The sequence below is a fragment of the Ensifer sp. D2-11 genome, from assembly GCF_054161295.1.
This window is the reverse complement of sequence record NZ_CP096433.1, coordinates 2994196-3011150: the sequence shown is the minus strand read 5'-3', so window position 1 is coordinate 3011150 and position 16955 is coordinate 2994196. Positions and strand designations below refer to the sequence as shown.

Below are 16955 nucleotides of genomic sequence, written 5' to 3'. Positions count from 1 at the left end.
GTCCCTGTCGGGGCACCACTTTCTTTGTCCCTGTCGGGGCAAGAGTTCGAACAGCGGCAGGGTCGATGAGCGACGAAGCGCCCACTTCATCCCCGATTTTACCCATCGAGAAACCGGCCGCCTACCGTGTTCTGGCGCGCAAATACCGCCCCAAGGACTTCTCCGACCTGATGGTCGGCCAGGAGCCGATGGTGCGCACGCTCACCAACGCCTTCGAAACCGGCCGCATCGCCCAGGCCTACATGCTGACCGGCGTTCGCGGCGTCGGCAAGACGACGACGGCGCGTATCCTGGCACGGGCGCTGAACTACAAGACCGCCGAGATCGACAAGCCCACCATCGACCTGCGCGTCCCCGGCGAACATTGCCAGGCGATCATGGACGGCCGCCATGTCGACGTGATCGAGATGGACGCCGCCTCGCATACCGGGATCGACGATATCCGCGAGATCATCGAGCAGGTACGCTATCGGCCGGTCTCCGCGCGCTACAAGGTCTATATCATCGACGAAGTGCACATGCTCTCGACGCAGGCCTTCAATGGCCTGCTGAAGACGCTCGAAGAGCCGCCGGAGCATGTGAAGTTCATTTTCGCCACGACCGAAATCCGCAAGGTTCCGATTACCGTCCTGTCGCGCTGCCAGCGCTTCGATCTCCGGCGCATCAGCGCTTCCGATCTGGTCGGCCTCTTCTCCACCATTCTCGGCAAGGAGGGCGTGCCCTTCGATCCGGAGGCGCTGGCGATGGTGGCGCGGGCAGCGGAAGGCTCGGCGCGCGACGGCCTGTCGCTGCTCGATCAGGCGATCGCCCATGGCGGCGGTTCGGTCGAGATCGAAACCGTGCGCTCGATGCTCGGCCTTGCCGATCGGGCGCGGATCGTCGACCTGTTCGAGCATGTCATCAAGGGCGATGTCGCCGGCGCGCTCGACGAGTTCGCCGCGCAATACGAAGCCGGCGCCAATCCGACCGTGGTCCTCACCGACCTTGCCGACTTCACCCACCTCGTGACAAGGCTGAAATATGTGCCGGACGCGGTCAACGACCAGTCGCTGAGCGAGATCGAGCGCACGCGCGGGGCCGAATTCGCCGGCAGCGTTGCCGTGACGACGCTTTCGCGCGTCTGGCAGATGTTGCTCAAGGGCATTCCCGAGGCGGAGAGCTCGGCGCGCCCCGCAGGTGCTGCCGAGATGGTGCTGATCAGGCTCGCCCATGCCGCCCATCTGCCTTCGCCCGAAGAGGCCGCGCGGCGGCTTCTCGATCTTTCGGGCGGCGAAGGCGGCGGTCGCCCGGCCCCGAACGGCGGTGGTGGCGGCGGCGGTGCGCAGGCGCCTGCAGGCACCCCCGTCGAGGCTCGCGCCGTGGAGACGGCAGTCTCGCGTCCAAGCGGTAATGGCGCGACCATGCTGCGCGCCGTGCCGAGCTCCGCGCCGCCCCAGCCGATCAGTGTCGGCCGCATCGAAGAGCGCACGGTCGCGAGCGCCGCTGCGAAGCCCGAACCGAAGGTTCCCGTCAATTCCATCGGCGACATCGCCGATCTCTGCGCCAAGAATCGCGACATCAAGCTGAAGACGATGGTGCGCGGTTTCCTGAGGCTCGCGCATATCGAACCCGGCCGGCTCGACGTCAATCTGCCCGACGACGCACCGAAGACGCTGCTGAACGAACTCGCCGTCAAGCTCAAGGAATGGACGGGTATCCATTGGGTCGTGAGCTACAGCCGGGAGCAGGGCGAGCCGACCCTTGTCGAGGCAGAGCAGCGCGCGCAGGAGCAGCGCGTCAACGATGCGCGCCAGGACCCGGACGTCGCTGCCATTCTTGCGCGCTTTCCCGGGGCCAGGATCACCGACGTGCGCATCCGCGCGGCGGAAGAGGAGCTCGAGAGCCTCGCTCCGGCCGCGGCCGAATCCGAGGACGGCGACATCGTCCCGGGCGACGACATCGAGTAGCCGCGTCGTACAGACGCGGCGCTTCAGAGCATTTCCAGGAAAAATGTGTAACGGTTTTCCGTCCGGAAGTGCATAGGGACAAAGAATACCAGAGAACAGGAGACGACGATGCGCGACATCATGGGCATGATGGGCAAGGTCAAGGAAATGCAGGCCAAGATGGAGAAGATGCAGGCGGAGATCGCCGCGCTCGAAATCGACGGCACCTCCGGCGGCGGGCTCGTCACCGTCCGTCTCGACGGCAAGGGCCACATGAAGAGCCTGAAGGTCGATCCCTCGCTCTTCAAGGAAGACGATGTCGAGATCCTCGAAGACCTGATCGTCGCGGCCCATAAGGATGCCAAGGACAAGGCCGAGGCGGTGCAGGCGGAAAAGACCCGCGAACTGACGGCCGGGCTGCCGATTCCTCCGGGCATGAAGCTGCCGTTCTGATCCTCGCCCCGCAGAGGCTGGCGCCAGCCGGGATGCGTGCTATCTTGCGGACCGTTTTCCGGAGGAGGGAATGACATGACCGTCGCATCGCTGCTCGTCTTTGCCGGGGCGCTGCTGATTGCCGCCGGGTCGCCGGGGCCGAGCATTGCCGCGCTTGTCGCCCGGGTGCTGTCCAAGGGTGCGCGCGACGTCTTGCCTTTCCTCTCGGCGATGTGGATCGGCGAGGCGATCTGGCTTTCCTTTGCGGTTGCCGGTCTCGCGGCGATCGCCGAGACGTTCCATTGGATGTTCGTCGCAATCAAATGGGCGGGCGTCGCCTATCTCCTCTTCCTCGCCTGGAAGATGTGGTCGGCTGAGCCGCAAATGCCGGGCGAAAGCCTGCCGGAGTCGCGATCGGCATCGAAGATGTTCTTCGCCGGGCTGACGGTTACGCTCGGCAATCCCAAGATCATGATGTTCTATGTGGCGCTGCTGCCCTCAATCATCGATCTCGGCTCGGTCGGCCTCTTCGGCTGGGCCGAGCTGGTCGCCACCATGTTCGTCGTCCTCGTCGTCATCGATCTCGCCTGGGTGCTGATGGCCGCAAAGGCACGGCAGTTTCTCAAGAGCCGCCGTGCAGTCAGGATCGTCAACCGTGCCAGTGCGGGCACGATGGCCGGCGCGGCGGTGGCTATCGCCACCCGCTGAAGCGCTACGATTCCGATTGGCGGCGATAGACGGTTGGTCTAAAAGCCGGGCATGGCAAAGCGAGTCACCGGTCCGGAAATCGAGAAACTCATCCAGCTCCTGGCGAAAGTCCCGGGCCTCGGGCCCCGTTCCGCGCGCCGCGCGGCGCTGCATCTCGTCAAGAAGAAGGAGCAGTTGCTCGGCCCCCTTGCCGAGGCTATGGGCGAAGCCCATCGCAAGGTCAAGATCTGCTCCTGCTGCGGCAATGTCGACACCATCGACCCCTGCACCGTCTGCACCGACGAACGGCGCGACCAGGCGGTGATCATCGTGGTCGAGGACGTCGCCGATCTTTGGGCGCTGGAGCGCGCCGGCGCCATGAATGCCGCCTATCACGTGCTCGGCGGCACGCTGTCGCCGCTCGACGGCATCGGGCCTGAGGATCTGAACATAAGGGGCCTCATCGACCGCGTCGCCAAGGGTGGCGTGCGCGAGCTGATCATCGCCGTCAACGCGACCGTCGAGGGCCAGACGACGGCGCACTACATCACCGATCAACTCGAAGGCATGGAGGTGAGGATCACGCGCCTCGCCCATGGCGTGCCCGTCGGCGGTGAGCTCGACTATCTCGACGAGGGAACGCTGGCCGCCGCGCTTAGGGCGAGAACGGTGATTTGAGCATTCGCCTCCGCAGCTTCAGTTTCAAGGAAAAGAGATGCTGAGATTCCTTTCCGTTCTGCTCCTGGCCTGCCTGTCTTTCGCCACCTTCTCCTTCGCCGCTTCCAAGGCCGACGTCGAAACGCAGTTCCGGCAGTGGCTTCGAAACGATCTCTGGCCGGAGGCGAAGAAGGCCGGCATATCGAACGCGGCCTTCGAAGCAGCCTTCAAGGGCGTCAGGCTCGACTGGGATCTGCCCGACCTCGCGCCGCCCGGCTTCCCGAAACCGAAGCAGCGCAAGCAGAGCCAGGCCGAGTTTTCCTCTCCCGGGTCCTATTTCTCGGAAAAGCGCCTGCAGGGTCTTGCTGCGACGGGCCGCAGCCTCGCCTCCGCCCACGCCTCGACCTTGAAGCGGATCGAGCGGACCTATGGTGTTCCCGGTCAGATCGTCCTTGCCATATGGGGCAAGGAATCCGGCTTCGGTCGGGCGAAGATCCCGCATCCGATCATGGATGTGCTGGCGACCAAGGCTTTCATGTCGACCCGGCCGGAGCTTTTCCGGCGCGAACTGATCGCGGCGCTGCACATTCTCGACAGCGGTGACGTCAAGGAGGCGCAGATGCGCGGCTCCTGGGCGGGTGCCATGGGCCAGCCGCAGTTCCTGCCTTCGAGCTTTCTGAAATATGCGGTCGATTTCGACGGGGACGGACGCCGCGACATCTGGAATTCCGTGCCGGACAGCCTCGCTTCGATTGCCAATTATCTGGCGCAGAAGGGCTGGCAGAGCGGGCGCGACTGGGGTTTCGAGGTTGCGATCCCCTCGGGCGTCTCCTGCGCCCAGGAGGGCCCGGACCTTGCCCGCCCGATCGCCGAATGGGCCGGCATGGGGATCGGCCGCATTTCGGGCAAGGCCTTCCCGGCAGCAGAACGTGCCGCCGCAGGCATGATGCTCGTCCCGGCGGGGACCCATGGACCGCAATTCATCGTCACGCCGAATTTCTACGTGATCAAGGAATACAACAATTCCGATCTCTACGCGCTTTACATCGGCAATCTGGCCGATCGCATCGCTTCCGGCGGCGGTGCCTTCCGCGGCAGATGGGGCGACGTCGGCGGCATGCTGCGATCCGATGTTCTCGGCATGCAGAAGGCGCTGGTCGCGAAAGGCTACGACGTCGGCAAGGCCGACGGGCTGCCGGGCTACAAGACGCGCCGCTCGCTCGGCGACTGGCAGGCGAAGAGCGGCCTCGAGCCGACCTGCTTTCCGGATGTTTCGCTGAAAGCAAAGCTGCGGTGATCTTCGGTTGGGTGCGGCATGCGTCCGCCCCTCATCCGCCTGCCGGCACCTTCTCCCCGCAGGCGGGGCGAAGGCACAAGCGGCGATCGCCTCGGCCATCATAATCACCAGCGTTTCACGGTGCCACGTTCCCTCTCCCCGCATGCGGGGAGAGGGTTAGTCCTCGGGTTAAACCCGAGGAGAGGGGCTTGATCACGCCCCTCGGTCTCAATGCATCTCGACGGACCGCTTGTAGCGCTCGTAGTGATCGGGGACGATCGTCTGGCGCTCGATCATGCGATGGACACGCGGCGGGTTCGGGCCGCGATGGAATGCGGTCAGCTTGTCGCCGACGGCGGCATCGGCCTGGGTGCGCCGCTGATTGTGGCGGACATATTCGACCCAGGTCGGCACGTGGTAGGTCTCGGTCCAGGTAGTCGGGTTCTCGAGGTCGCGCATCAGCGCCCAGTGGCCGGCTCCGTCGCGGATGCGGATACGCCTCCGCTCCGCCATGGTCTTCAGGAATTCGGGGATATCCTCATCGGCGATTTCGTAGTCGATCATGACGACGATGGGGCCGCTGCGCGGCTTCAGGTCGAGCTCGAGCAGCGGCTCGTTGAAGCGGTTGAGCGGGTCGAGATTGAGCGACTTGAACTCCGGCAGGGCGAAGCGCAGTCCGATTGCCGCCCCCGCGAGCATCAGAAGACAGGAGCCGATGAGCGCGTTGGCCGCGCCGTATTGTTCGGCAGTGACGCCCCAGAGCCAGCTGCCGCCGGCAATCCCGCCGAAGGTCATGGTCTGGTAGAGCGAAAGCGCCCGGCCGACGACCCAGCGCGGCGTGGAGAGCTGTACCGTCGTGTTGAAGAGCGACAGCGCCAGCACCCAGCAGGCGCCGGAAACGGCGAGCACGAGGCAGGTCAGCCAGGCCTGCGAGCTGATGGCCGTGACCAGGGCGCTGAAGGCGAAGCCGGCGAAGGCATAGCGCACGATCGCCTCGCTCGTGAGGAATTCCCTTAGTCTTGCGCTCAGGAGCGCGCCGCCGATCGCGCCGACGCCGAAGGCGCCGAGCATGACGCCATAGGTGAGCGGGCCGCCGCCGACGAGGTCGCGTGCCACCAGCGGCAGCAGTGCAAGTATGGCGCTCGCCGAAAGGCCGAAGGCGAAGCCGCGCACGAGCACCTTGCCGATATTGGGCGACATCGCCACGTAGCGCAGCCCTGCAGAAACGGCGCGCCCGAGCGTCTCGCGCGGCAGCCGGTTTTCCGGAGCGACCGGTTTCCATCGGGCGAGCGCGAAAAGGATCGCGAAATAGCTGAGCGTATTGGCGGCGAAGGCGGCCGCCGCACCCGCGGCCGCGACGATGGCGCCGCCGATCGCCGGACCGACGCTGCGGGTAAGATTGAATCCCATGCTGTTCAGCGCCACCGCCGCCGGCAGGTCGTCGCGCGGAACCATGTCGCCGACCGAGGCCTGCCAGGACGGATTGTTGAGAGCCGTGCCGCAGCCGAGAAGAAAGGTGAAGATGAGCAGGAGCCACGGCGTAACGATACCGTAATAGGCGCAGACGGTGAGCAGCGCCGAGACGGCGAGCATGAAGCTCTGCGCGACGAGCATGATCCGCCGCCGGTCGAAATTGTCGGCAAGTGCGCCGGAAACCAGCGAGAAGAGCATGATCGGCAGCGAGGTCGACGCCTGCACCAGCGCCACCATGTTCACCGATTGCGAAATGGACGTCATGAGCCAGGCCGCACCCACGGCCTGGATCAGCCCGCCGAAATTGGAGGCAAGGCTCGCGATCCAGATGGTGCGGAAGATGTCGTGCCTGAAGGGCGCCAACGGCGATATGCGGTTCGTCACCTCTGATCTCTTTCGGTTGATCGTCATGTGGATTGCTTCTGGATTGCTTCGTTATAAACCTCGAAATGCGATGCGCCAGACGCTGAAACTTGCGATCGGGCCGAAAGGTCCGGCCCGGCGCCTGCGCGACCCTTGCAATTTACGGCGATGAAGCGTATATGAGCCTCAAATTCTTGATCGGTTAGATGAAGAGTGGGGCCGTGAGGACCCGCTCTTTTTTATTAGCCGGTCCGACGAGGAGAGGATCGTTTGTCCGACACGACAACGGCTGAAAATACGAATGAACCCCGGCTGATTACCGAAACAGGCCTCGACCGGCGTGTTGCCGACATCATCGAGCCGGTGCTCGTGGATATGGGTTTCCGCCTGGTGCGCGTGCGTATGTCCGGTCAGAACGGCCTGACGCTGCAGGTCATGACCGAACGCAACGACGGCACCATGACCGTCGAGGATTGCGAGGAGGTCTCCAAAGCGATCTCGCCGGTTCTCGATGTGGAAGATCCGATCGACAAGGCGTATCATCTCGAAGTGTCGTCCCCGGGCATCGATCGCCCCATGGTGCGCAGGTCCGACTTCATCCGCTGGCAGGGCCATCTTGTGAAGTGCGAGACGTCGGTCATGGTCGACGGGCGCAAGCGCTTCCGCGGCAAGATCGTTTCGGTGGACGAGGATGGTTTCCGGCTCGAGCGCGATCAGCCCGCCTATGGCGAAGAGGCGGCAGTCGCGATCCCGTTCACGGCGCTTTCGGAGGCGCGGCTGATCCTGACGGACGAGCTCATCCGCGACGCGCTGACGGCCGACAAGAAAGCCAAGGCCGCGCGCGCCGCCAACGAAAACTTCGAAGACGAAGACACGGATAACGAATAAGGCTGGGTGCGCTTTCGATGCGCCTGCAACAGACGGAGACAAGACATGGCAGTCAGTGCTAACCGGCTCGAACTTCTGCAGATCGCAGATGCTGTGGCACGCGAAAAGGTGATCGACCGCGAGATCGTTCTGGCCGCGATGGCGGACGCGATCCAGAAGGCGGCTCGTTCGCGCTACGGTTCGGAATCGAACATCCGCGCCGACATCAATCCGAAGACCGGTGAAATCCGTCTGCAGCGTCTCCTGGAAGTGGTCGAGAAGGCCGAGGACTATTCGACCCAGATCCCGATCGAGCTCGCCCGCGACCGCAATCCCGATGCAAAGCTCGGCGATTTCATCGCCGATCCGCTGCCGCCCATGGACTTCGGCCGTATCGCCGCCCAGTCCGCCAAGCAGGTAATCGTGCAGAAGGTGCGCGAAGCCGAGCGCGATCGTCAGTACGACGAGTTCAAGGATCGTGTCGGCGAGATCGTCAACGGCACTGTCAAGCGCGTCGAATACGGCAACGTCATCGTCGATCTCGGCCGCGGCGAGGGCATCATCCGCCGCGACGAGATGATCCCGCGTGAGAACATGCGCTATGGCGACCGCGTCCGTGCCTTCGTCTACGACGTCCGCCGCGAGCAGCGCGGACCGCAGATCTTCCTGTCGCGCACGCATCCGCAGTTCATGGTGAAGCTCTTCACCATGGAGGTGCCGGAAATCTACGACGGCATCATCCAGATCAAGTCGGTTGCCCGCGACCCGGGCTCGCGCGCCAAGATCGCCGTCGTCTCCAACGATTCGTCGATCGATCCGGTCGGCGCCTGCGTCGGCATGCGCGGCTCGCGCGTGCAGGCCGTGGTCGGCGAGCTCCAGGGCGAGAAGATCGATATCATTCCCTGGTCGCCGGATCCGGCTTCCTTCATCGTCAATGCGCTGCAGCCGGCGGAAGTGGCCAAGGTGGTTCTCGATGAGGACGCGGAACGCATCGAGGTCGTGGTTCCGGACGAGCAGCTTTCGCTCGCCATCGGCCGCCGCGGCCAGAACGTGCGCCTTGCGTCGCAGCTGACCGGCTGGGACATCGATATCCTCACCGAGCAGGAGGAGAGCGAGCGTCGCCAGAAGGAATTCAACGAGCGCACGCAGCTCTTCATGGATGCGCTGGACGTCGACGAGATGGTCGGTCAGGTGCTCGCCTCCGAGGGCTTTGCCCAGGTCGAAGAGCTCGCCTATGTCGAACTCGACGAAATCTCCTCGATCGAGGGCTTCGACGAGGATACGGCAAACGAGCTCCAGACCCGCGCCCGCGAATATCTCGAAAAGATCGAGGCGGAAATGGATGCCAAGCGCAAGGAGCTCGGCGTTTCCGACGAGCTGCGCACGATCGATGGCCTCACCAGCCAGATGCTGGTCGCTCTCGGCGAGGAAGGCATCAAGACCATCGAGGACTTCGCCGGCTGCGCCGCCGACGACCTGGTCGGCTGGACCGAGCGCAAGGATGGCGAGACCAAGCGCTTCGAGGGCATCTTCTCGAAGTTCGAAGTCACCCGGGAAGAGGCCGAAGCGATGATCGTGCAGGCTCGTCTGGCCGCCGGCTGGATCACCGAAGAGGATCTGGTCAAGCAGCAGGAGGAGGAGCAGGAGCAGGATGAGACGATCGAGGTCGCCGAAGGCGCGGATCAGGACGCCTGATCGCGATGATCGTCGAGATCGATGCCGACAGCCTGCCTGCGGACAAGGGTCCGAAGGACCGGAACGGCAACAACCGGACCTGCATCGTCACGCGTGAGAGCGGCTCTCCTGAAGAGTTGATCCGCTTCGTCGCCGGACCCGACGGCGTCGTCGTCGCGGATCTGAAGCGGCAGCTCCCGGGGCGCGGATGCTGGGTCAAGTCCGAGCGGCAGCTCGTGGAAAAAGCGGTGGCGAAGAAGCTCTTCGCCCGCGCTCTTCGCGCCGAAGTAAAGGCGAATGCCGGGCTCGCGGACGAGGTCGAGAGACTTCTCGCCGAGCAGCTCGCGGGCATGATGAACATGGCGCGCAAGGCGGGCCAGTTCATCTCCGGCGCGACGAAGACGGAGCAGGCGGTGCGCGGCCTTGCCGCGCTAGCCGTCTTTCATGCGATCGATGCGGCCGCGGATGGCGTCCGCAAGATCGATCAGGCCCGCAAGGCGATGAGCTTCGTCAGCGAGGACGAAACGGAAATACCCGCTTTCCGCCCCTTCACGGGGGCGGAAATGGAGGGACTTTTGGGAAGTAATGCCTTTATCCATGCCGCAGCGCTTGCAGGGCAGGCCGGTGAAGGTGTAGTGAAGCGCGCAATCATGCTCGAAAAGTACCGAGGATCCGTCCCGGTCCGGGCCGAAGGCGGCGCTGGCAAGCCACAGCAATGAAGCGCGTCACCGGCAGAGGCCGGCATAGCGAGCATTGTTTGAGACAATTTGGAAGACAGGGTCAGGGGTTTCGTATCCGGCCCTGATCGCTAGGAACGGAACGGAATGACGGACAACAAAGACGACAAGACACTCAGCGTAGCGGGCAAGAAGACGCTGACCCTGAAGCCCTCCGGGGTGACACAGGGTACGGTGCGTCAGGATATGGGCCGCGGTCGCACCAAGGCGGTCGTGGTCGAGACCAAGAGAACGCGCGGCCCGCTGAAGCACAAGGACGAGCGCCCGATCACGCCGGTTGCCGCGACGCCTGCCGCCCGCCCGGCCGAGCAGCGTCCGATGCCGCCGCAGCCCTCGGGTCGTCCGGCTCCTCAGCCGCAGCCGCATCAGCCGCGCCAGGAACAGAACCGCCCCCGCGGCGGTGTTGTCCTGAACGATCTCTCTGCCGGTGAGATGGAAGCCCGCCGTCGCGCCCTGGCGGAAGCCCAGATTCGCGACGCCGAGGAAGCCAAACGCCGCGCCGAGGACGAAGTGCGCCGCCGTCGCGAAGAGGAAGAGCGTCTCGCCCGCGAGAAGGAAGAGGCCGCGCGCCGTGCCGCCGAAGAGGCCGCACGTCCGCCAGTAGAGGCTGAAAAGACCGAGGAGAAGGTCGAGGCTGCAAGTCCCGCCGTCGGCGAACGTCGTGCCGAGACGCGCCCGCAGCCGGGACGCCCGGCTCCGGCTGCAACGCCGGCGGCGCCGGACGGTGCAGCACCTCGCGGCCGCCGCGGGACCGAGAGCGAGGAAGACGAACGCCGCCGCAGCGGTGCCGGTGCTCCCCGCGGCAAGGTCGTGCGTCCGGAGCCGGCAAAGCCTGCTCCCCGTGCAAAGGGTGACGAGGGCCGACGCCAGGGCAAGCTGACGCTTACGACGGCTGCCGTCGACGAGGATGGCAGCCAGCGCGGCCGTTCGCTTTCAGCGATGCGCCGCCGCCAGGAGAAGTTCAAGCGCAGCCAGATGCAGGAAACGCGCGAGAAGATCTCCCGCGAAGTCGTCCTGCCGGAAACCATCACGATTCAGGAACTGTCGCAGCGCATGTCCGAGCGCGCGGTCGACGTCATCAAGTTCCTGATGAAGGAAGGCCAGATGATGAAGCCCGGCGACCTGATCGACGCCGATCTCGCGGAGCTCATCGCCGGCGAATTCGGCCACACGGTCAAGCGCGTTTCCGAATCGGACGTCGAGGAAGGCATCTTCAACATCTCCGACGTGGACGACGACATGCAGTCGCGGCCGCCGATCGTGACGATCATGGGTCACGTCGACCACGGCAAGACGTCGCTGCTCGACGCCATCCGCCACGCCAACGTGGTTGCCGGCGAGGCAGGCGGCATCACGCAGCACATCGGTGCCTACCAGGTCGAGCAGAACGGCCAGAAGATCACCTTCATCGACACGCCCGGCCACGCGGCCTTCACGGCCATGCGCGCCCGCGGCGCCCAGGCGACGGACATCGCCGTCCTCGTCGTCGCGGCCGATGACAGCGTGATGCCGCAGACGATCGAGTCGATCAACCATGCCAAGGCTGCCGGCGTTCCGATCATCGTGGCGATCAACAAGATCGACAAGCCGTCCGCGAATCCGCAGAAGGTCCGCACCGAGCTGCTGCAGCACGAGGTCTTCGTCGAATCCATGGGCGGTGAGGTTCTCGACGTCGAGGTTTCGGCGAAGAACCAGACCAACCTCGACAAGCTGCTCGAGGCGATCCTGCTGCAGTCCGAAATCCTCGATCTCAAGGCCAATCCGAACCGGACGGCCGAAGGCACGGTGGTGGAAGCCGAGCTCGACCGAGGCCGCGGTGCGGTCGCGACCGTCCTCGTACAGAAGGGTACCCTCACTCCGGGCCAGATCATCGTTGCGGGCGACCAGTGGGGCCGCGTGCGCGCGCTCGTCAACGACAAGGGCGAACATGTGAAGGCCGCCGGGCCATCGACACCCGTCGAGGTTCTTGGTCTCTCCGGAACGCCGGCTGCGGGCGATCGCTTCGCCGTCGTCGAGAGCGAGAGCCGGGCGCGCGAGATCTCGGAATATCGCCAGCGGCTCGCCCGCGAGAAGGCGGTTGCCCGCCAGTCCGGTTCGCGCGGTTCGCTCGAGCAGATGATGACCCAGCTCCAGACCTCCGGCGTCAAGGAGTTCCCGCTGGTCATCAAGGGCGACGTGCAGGGCTCGATCGAAGCGATTTCCGGCGCCCTGGACAAGCTCGGCACCGACGAAGTGCGCGCCCGCATCGTTCATTCGGGTGCCGGCGGCATCACCGAGTCGGACGTCTCGCTTGCGGAAGCTTCGAACGCTGCCATCATCGGCTTCAACGTCCGTGCCAACAAGCAGGCGCGGGATGCGTCCGAGCGTGCCGGCATCGAGATCCGCTACTACAACATCATCTACGACCTGGTGGATGACGTGAAGGCGGCGATGTCCGGTCTCTTGTCGCCGGAGCGGCGCGAGACCTTCCTCGGCAATGCCGAGATCCTGGAGGTGTTCAACATCACCAAGGTCGGCAAGGTCGCGGGTTGCCGCGTCACCGAGGGCAAGGTCGAACGTGGCGTCGGCGTCCGTCTGGTACGCGACAACGTCGTCATCCACGAAGGCAAGCTCAAGACGCTCAAGCGCTTCAAGGACGAAGTCTCCGAGGTCCAGTCCGGCCAGGAATGCGGTATGGCCTTCGAGAACTACGAGGACATCCGTGCCGGCGACACGATCGAGTGCTTCCGCGTCGAACACGTCACGCGGACGCTCTGATCCGATCCGGCAGGGTATTGGCGAGCGCCGGATCGGCTCCGGCGCTCGCTTTTTTTTGAGTGAGAAGGCGCGCGACGCCGCCCGCCTCTCGCATGTTGGAACCGATCGCGTTTCGATGGGGCTTGATACGGTCCGATCGGCGCGGTCCAGGGTGAAACGATGGCCAAATCCACATCCTCCGCTCCGTCCCAGCGCATGCTGCGCGTCGGTGAACAGGTGCGCGCAGCGATCACGCAGGTGCTGCAGCGCGGTGAAGTACTCGATCCGCTGATCGAAAATACGGTGATTTCCATTTCCGAAGTGCGCATGTCGCCCGATCTGAAGATCGCCACGGCCTATGTGACCCCACTCGGGGTCGCCGACCACGCGGCGGTCATCGAAGCGCTGAACAAGCATGCGAAATTCATCCGCGGGCGGCTCGGCCCGCAATTGCGGCAGATGAAATACATGCCGGACGTCCGGTTCCGGGACGATACCAGCTTCGACAACTATCAGAAGATCGACTCGCTGCTGCGCTCGCCGGAGGTCAGTCGCGACCTCGATCGCGACGCCGACGACGAAGAGTAAGCGACAGAACCAATGTCCAGACCCCGCAAACCGAAGGGCCGCCCGATTTCGGGATGGCTGATCCTCGACAAACCTCTCGATTTCGGTTCGACCGAGGCCGTATCCAAGATCAAGTGGCTGTTCAAGGCGCAGAAGGCGGGCCATGCCGGCACGCTCGATCCGCTCGCCTCCGGCATGCTGCCGATCGCGCTCGGCGACGCGACGAAAACCGTTCCCTACGTCATGGACGGCCGCAAGATCTACGAATTCACGGTGGCCTGGGGCGAGGAGCGCTCCACAGACGATCTCGAAGGCGAAGCCGTCCGCTCTTCCGCCGCGCGTCCGGAGGAAGAGGCGATCCGCGCCCTGCTGCCGAAATATACCGGCGTGATCGCGCAGGTGCCGCCGCAGTTCTCTGCGATCAAGATCGGCGGCGAGCGCGCCTATGATCTCGCCCGCGACGGCGAAACCGTCGAGATCCCGGCGCGCGAGGTGGAGGTCTTCCGTCTGTCGCTCATCGGATCGGCTCCGAATCTCGCTCATTTCGAGATCGAATGCGGCAAGGGCACCTATGTCCGTTCGCTCGCCCGTGACATGGGCCGCGATCTCGGCTGCTTCGGCCATATCGCGTCGCTGCGCCGAACCTTCGTCGCTCCCTTCGGCGAGGAGGACATGGTGCCGCTCGCCGATCTCGTCGCCCTGGAGGCGATCGAGGACGATGCGGAACGTCTCGCCGCGCTCGACGCATATCTGATCGACACGGGAGAGGCCCTGTCCGACCTGCCGCATATCGCCGTCAACGACGACCAGGCGCACCGGCTGCGGATGGGCAACCCGATCATCCTGCGTGGACGCGACGCTCCGCTGCCCACGCCAGAGGCCTATGCCACGGCCCAAGGCAAGCTCGTGGCGATCGGCGAAATCGCCGAGGGCGAGTTCCGGCCGAAGCGAGTTTTCGCCACCCAATAATTCTGCTGGTCGAAAAACCGATCTCACGCGTTTAGAGCGGGATGAGAAAGTGCGTGCGGTTTTCCGCCCGCATCCCGCTCTAACTTGCTAGAATCGCCACGTTCATGATTCAGGTCGACCCGAACTGAATCATCGTGATCTAAAGTCGAGCGGAGCGGCGGACGCGGCGTATACTCGTTGTGCGCTGGAGCCCATGTTGCCATGGGCTGCCGGCTGCGCTCGGGAAATCTGGAACGGGGGCGGCGGGCAGGAAGCGCATGGTACCCGCTCCGGCAAAACGCGGTAGTGATCGGTAGAGGCGGTAAAATATGGTCGAAGCGTCAGAGAAGAGCCGGGAAGATGCTTCATCGGGCAGCCTGCAGGCCGCCGCCGGCTTCGTCCGCGACTACCTTCGCCGGCCGTTCAGCTTCTATCTGATCTCGCTGCTGCTGATAGCCATCATACCGCCCTTCATCTTTTCCTTTGTCATCCTGCAGCGCAATTTGGACGCGCAGAGAGAGGAAGTCACTTCTCTGCTGCGCGCCTCTACCGGGTCGGTCACACGCATCGTCGAGCGCGAGGTCGACGGCATGCTGACGACGCTTCGGGTCCTGGCGAAATCCGGCGCCGTCGATCTCGCCGACATGCGAGGTCTCTACGAACGGGCATCGGTGGCATTGGCGGACACCGATTCCCACCTGATCATCGTCGACGGCAACCACGACCTTCTTCTGAGCACCCGCGTTCCTTTCGGTACGCCGCTCGGGCGGGCATCGGATCCGGAGATCGATCTCGCTTTGCAGAGTACGGCGCCGCTTGTCTCGGGCGTGTTTCCATCCGAAGTGGGCAGGGGCTGGGTCTTCACCGTCTATCTTCCGGTGACGACGCCCGACGGAAAGAAGTATCTGCTGGGCCTCAGGCAGGATGCCGAGCGGATGACGAGGGCCGTCAATCGTGACACGCTTTCTCCCGGATGGAATGCCGCGCTCGTCGACGGCAAAGGCAGGGTCATCGTCTCCTCGGACTCCTCGGTGAAGTCCGGCGACCCGTTCTTTCTCGACGAATTGCCGTTGATCAGCATCGGTGTCGGCAATATCAGTGCCGGCGGCGTCGACTACCGCGTCGCGTCGGAGTTTTCGGTGGTGACCGGTTGGCGCATCGTCGCCTGGGCGCCGAGCGAGATCGTCGATCAGCCGATGCTTTGGTCGTTCCTCTGGCTGTCCTTCGGTGGGATCATCTTCGCAAGCATCGCGGTCGCCGGTTCGTTGACCATTGCGCGGCTGCTCACGCAGGGTGTCCGGCTGTTGGCCATGGATGCCCGGCGGCTGGGGGCGGGCGAGCCGGTCGAACCGCGCCGCTACATGATCACTGAAGTCGAAGCGGTATCCACCGCCCTCGCAAGCGCTGCTACGGCCCGCGCCAAGGCCGAAAGCGAAATCCGCCTGCTGATGCGGGAGGTCGCGCATCGGGCGAAGAATCAGCTCACCGTCATCCAGTCGATGCTGGCGCAGTCGGCCAATTCGGCGGAGGAGCCGTCGGATTTCGTCGAGGCGTTTCGCAAGCGCCTTGCGGGCCTCGCGCGCTCGACCGACCTCATGGTGGCGAACGCCGCCTCCGGAGTCGACTTCCGCGAGCTCGTGCGCAACCAGCTTCAGCCGTTCATGCCGGCCGAGTCCGACCGCGTCGTGCTCAGCGGACCTGCCCTGCGGCTGGACGCGCAGATGGCGCAGACCCTCGGCATGGCGCTGCATGAACTGGCTACCAACGCCATAAAGCATGGTGCGCTCGCCAACCAGACCGGGATGATCAAGGTCGAGTGGTCGGTTGGGGAGGGTGCGATCGATATCCGCTGGCGCGAGAGCGGTGCCGATATCGTCGCGCCTTCCGGGAAGAAGGCCCGCAGAGGCTTCGGCACGGTCGTGCTCGAGCGCATGCTCGGCCTGGCGCTTCGTGCGGAGCTGGAAAGGACGATGCATGCGGATGGTATCGAATGGCGGATACGCATCCCGCGCGGCAAGGATCATTCCTCGCAGGAGGCAGGTGGTTGAGGGGCGGATCGTCCTGCAGCAAACCACCTCAGATGGATGCCGGAGCATCCGTGCGCAACCGGAATTGACGGTGCGCGGGAGGCGGTGCCGCGCAGCGCTTTCATGACCCTTTCCTTTTGGAACGGATTCGGTTATAGGCACGCCAGCGAAAGGCGCCGCCTCTTCGTGCGAACGGCCGTAGCTGGACGACATCCCGGCTGCCGGCGACCCTCAAATCCTCGAACGAAAGGATCAAACGATGTCGGTTACTGCAGAGCGCAAAGCTCAGATCATCAAGGAATTCGCAACCGTAGAAGGCGACACCGGTTCTCCGGAAGTTCAGGTTGCCATCCTGACGGAACGGATCAACAACCTGACCGAACACTTCAAGGACCACAAGAAGGACAATCACTCCCGACGTGGCCTCCTCGCGCTGGTTTCCAGCCGGCGGTCGCTCCTCGACTATCTGAAGAAGAAGGACGAGGCGCGCTACACCAAGCTGATCGGTGCCCTGGGCATCCGTCGCTAAACGACTGGTCCGGCGGGTTGCCTCGGCAACCCGCCGGCTTTTTTTCTGCAGCCCGTG

General features: G+C 64.4%; 14 protein-coding genes. 13 read left to right on the top strand and 1 reads right to left on the bottom strand.

Features of this window, described 5'->3' with window-relative positions; genetic code table 11:
* Positions 1 to 65: 65 nt before the first annotated feature.
* The 5 genes from M1D34_RS14470 (at position 66) to M1D34_RS14450 (ending at position 4998) form a co-directional block, all read left to right on the top strand.
* Positions 66 to 1946, top strand: coding sequence for a DNA polymerase III subunit gamma/tau (locus M1D34_RS14470; protein WP_498779603.1), 1881 nt, complete (start codon positions 66 to 68; stop codon positions 1944 to 1946).
* Positions 1947 to 2054: 108 nt separating this feature from the next.
* Positions 2055 to 2378: a YbaB/EbfC family nucleoid-associated protein gene (locus tag M1D34_RS14465; protein WP_003533413.1), complete on the top strand. Its 324-nt coding sequence runs from the start codon at positions 2055 to 2057 to the stop codon at positions 2376 to 2378.
* A gap of 75 nt (positions 2379 to 2453) precedes the next feature.
* Positions 2454 to 3065, top strand: a complete 612-nt coding sequence (locus M1D34_RS14460) for a LysE family translocator (RefSeq protein WP_003533411.1) — start codon at positions 2454 to 2456, stop codon at positions 3063 to 3065.
* A 51-nt stretch (positions 3066 to 3116) separates the two neighbouring features.
* Positions 3117 to 3722: a recombination mediator RecR gene (gene recR / locus M1D34_RS14455; protein ID WP_003533410.1), complete on the top strand. Its 606-nt coding sequence runs from the start codon at positions 3117 to 3119 to the stop codon at positions 3720 to 3722.
* Between the two features lie 37 nt (positions 3723 to 3759).
* The gene (locus tag M1D34_RS14450; RefSeq protein WP_003533407.1) at positions 3760 to 4998 is read left to right on the top strand and encodes a lytic murein transglycosylase; all 1239 of its coding nucleotides are present in this window, start codon (positions 3760 to 3762) and stop codon (positions 4996 to 4998) included.
* A gap of 207 nt (positions 4999 to 5205) precedes the next feature.
* Here the strand turns inward: M1D34_RS14450 and M1D34_RS14445 are convergent, their stop codons facing one another.
* A complete protein-coding gene (locus M1D34_RS14445) occupies positions 5206 to 6861 on the bottom strand; it encodes an MFS transporter (protein ID WP_003534361.1) in 1656 nt (551 codons plus the stop codon).
* A 222-nt stretch (positions 6862 to 7083) separates the two neighbouring features.
* Between M1D34_RS14445 and rimP the strand changes: the two genes are divergently transcribed.
* The 8 genes from rimP to rpsO all read left to right on the top strand — a co-directional run bounded on the left by rimP (position 7084) and on the right by rpsO (position 16898).
* Positions 7084 to 7701 (top strand): ribosome maturation factor RimP, encoded by a 618-nt coding sequence (gene rimP, locus M1D34_RS14440; protein WP_003534362.1) that lies wholly within the window; start codon positions 7084 to 7086, stop codon positions 7699 to 7701.
* A 45-nt stretch (positions 7702 to 7746) separates the two neighbouring features.
* Positions 7747 to 9375, top strand: a complete 1629-nt coding sequence (gene nusA, locus M1D34_RS14435; RefSeq protein WP_127517227.1) for a transcription termination factor NusA — start codon at positions 7747 to 7749, stop codon at positions 9373 to 9375.
* A 5-nt stretch (positions 9376 to 9380) separates the two neighbouring features.
* Entirely contained in the window at positions 9381 to 10073 is a 693-nt protein-coding gene (locus M1D34_RS14430; protein WP_003534364.1) for an RNA-binding protein, read from the top strand.
* Between the two features lie 105 nt (positions 10074 to 10178).
* The gene (infB, locus tag M1D34_RS14425) at positions 10179 to 12848 is read left to right on the top strand and encodes a translation initiation factor IF-2 (protein WP_498779598.1); all 2670 of its coding nucleotides are present in this window, start codon (positions 10179 to 10181) and stop codon (positions 12846 to 12848) included.
* Between the two features lie 159 nt (positions 12849 to 13007).
* Positions 13008 to 13415 carry a 30S ribosome-binding factor RbfA gene (gene rbfA / locus M1D34_RS14420; protein WP_003534366.1) on the top strand — a complete coding sequence of 136 codons (408 nt, stop codon included), beginning with the start codon at positions 13008 to 13010 and terminating at the stop codon, positions 13413 to 13415.
* Between the two features lie 12 nt (positions 13416 to 13427).
* Complete coding sequence (gene truB, locus M1D34_RS14415) at positions 13428 to 14363, top strand: tRNA pseudouridine(55) synthase TruB (protein ID WP_003534367.1); 936 nt, start codon at positions 13428 to 13430, stop codon at positions 14361 to 14363.
* Between the two features lie 308 nt (positions 14364 to 14671).
* Entirely contained in the window at positions 14672 to 16390 is a 1719-nt protein-coding gene (locus tag M1D34_RS14410; RefSeq protein ID WP_010968446.1) for a sensor histidine kinase, read from the top strand.
* Positions 16391 to 16628: 238 nt separating this feature from the next.
* Positions 16629 to 16898 (top strand): 30S ribosomal protein S15, encoded by a 270-nt coding sequence (gene rpsO, locus M1D34_RS14405; protein WP_003534369.1) that lies wholly within the window; start codon positions 16629 to 16631, stop codon positions 16896 to 16898.
* Positions 16899 to 16955 lie beyond the last annotated feature (57 nt).